This is a genomic window from Streptomyces sp. NPDC102462, from assembly GCF_044765425.1.
GTDB lineage: Bacteria > Actinomycetota > Actinomycetes > Streptomycetales > Streptomycetaceae > Streptomyces.
The window spans coordinates 32,751-34,707 of record NZ_JBIWKB010000026.1 but is presented as its reverse complement, the minus strand read 5'-3'; the positions used below and the strand labels follow the sequence as shown (position 1 = coordinate 34,707).

The 1,957-nt window shown below is 71.0% G+C and carries 1 protein-coding gene; it reads right to left on the bottom strand.

The window, feature by feature from the left end; genetic code table 11:
- Positions 1–171: 171 nt before the first annotated feature.
- Entirely contained in the window at positions 172–1,323 is a 1,152-nt protein-coding gene (locus ACIRFL_RS22595) for a glutathione-independent formaldehyde dehydrogenase (protein WP_404031108.1), read from the bottom strand.
- Positions 1,324–1,957: the final 634 nt, after the last annotated feature.

The following is a 1,957-nucleotide window of genomic DNA, read 5'->3' as shown; positions in this document are numbered from 1 at the left end:
CGGGGGTTTCCGCCCCCCCCCCCCCCCCCCCCCGGGGGGGGGCCCCCCCCGGGGGGGGCGCCCCCCCCCCGCGCCGGTTCAGCGCCCTGAAGGGGCGCGGGGAACTGCGCGACCAGCCACGATGGTGCCGCAGATGATCACCGGCATATCGCGGCATTTCCAGCGGAGCGCTCAGGCCGCGAGCGCGTGTCCGGGGTGCAGAACGACCTTGGTGTATCCCTCGATCCGTTGGTCGAACTTCTCGTACGCCTGCGGAGCGTCGGCCAGCGGCAGCTCGTGCGAGACCACGAAACTGGGCTTGGCCCGCCCCGAGATGATCAGGTCGCGCAGCTGGCGGTTGTACTGCTTGACGTTGCACTGGCCCGTGCCCATCTGCTGGCCCTTCTCGAACATCCGGCCGATGGAGACCAGCAGTTGGCCGTGCTTGGCGTGCTCGTCGGGTCCGCCCGGGTCGGAGGGCACGTACAGGCCCGGTATGCCGAGCATGCCGGTCGGCCGCACCGTCTCGACGAGCGTGTTCAGGACGACGGCGGGTTCCTCGTGGCTGGCGTCGGGCGCCTGGGCCTGGTACCCGACGGCGTCCACACCCTTGTCGGTGCCCTCGCCCCGGGTCTGCTCCTTGATCTGCTCGGTCGGATCACCCTGGCTGAAGTCGATCGGGACGGCCCCGATCTCCGCCGCCTTGGCGAGCCGTTCGGGCACCCGGTCCACGACGAACACCTGGGACGCACCGCGCAACAGCGCGGAGTAGGCGGCCATCAGGCCGACGGGGCCGGCGCCGAACACGGCCACGCTCTCACCGGGGGACACCTTGGCGAGTTCGCAACCGTGATATCCGGTCGGGAAGATGTCGGCGAGCAGCACGAAGTCGGTCTCGAACTCGTCGCCCGGCGGCAGCTTCAGACAGTTGAAGTCGGCGTAGGGCACCCGCAACCGCTCCGCCTGGCCGCCGATGAAGGGGCCCATCGCCACATAGCCGTACGCACCACCGGCGAACCCCGGGTTGACCGTGAGACAGAACCCGGTCTTGCCGGCGAGACAGTTCTTGCAGAACCCGCACGCGACGTTGAACGGCATCACGACGCGGTCCCCGGAGGACAGGGAGGTCACACCGCTGCCGACCTCCTCGATGACGCCGAGGTTCTCGTGCCCGAAGACGATGCCGGCCTCGGCCGCCGTGCGGCCCTCGTACATGTGCAGGTCGGATCCGCAGATCGCGGTCGACGTCACCCGTACCAGCACGTCGTTCGGGTGCTGGATCTGCGGATCGTCGACATCCCTCACAGCCACGCTGAAGGGCTTCTCGTAGACGACGGCTTTCACCTGTACCACCTCCGCGTCGAACGCCGGGGCACCGGCGACGGGCCGCCGCATCCGCAAAGACGCGCACCGTGACACGGCCTGTCGGCCCGTGTCGCGGGCCCAGGCGCTCTTGCTTCGCCACTCGATACTTCCAGGGAACGCCCGTACGCCAGCCTCTGCAACCCGCACCCCCCAAACCCCCAAACCCGTCGGCCAGGCGCCCCGTGGCAGCCGACGATACCGATGAGCACCCCAAAGGGGCGCGGGGAACTGCGCGACCAGCCACAACGGCGCGGCGGCCGAAAGCCATACCGGGCCGGTCGTCCGGTGGCAGCCGACGGTACTGATGAGCGCCCCGAAGGGGGCGCGGGGAACTGCGCGACCAGCCACGACGGCGCGGCGGCCGAAAGCCTTGCCGGGCCGGTCGTCCGGTGGCAGCCGACGGTACTGATGAGCGCCCGATGGGGGCGCGGGGAACTGCGCGATCAGCCACGACGGCGCGGCGGCCGAAAGCCTTGCCGGGCCGGTCGTCCGGTGGCAGCCGACGGTACCGGTGAGCGCCCCGAAGGGGGCGCGGGGAACTGCGCGACCAGCCACGACGGCGCGGCGGCCGAAAGCCTTGCCGGGCCGGTCGTCCGGTGGCAGCCGACGGTAC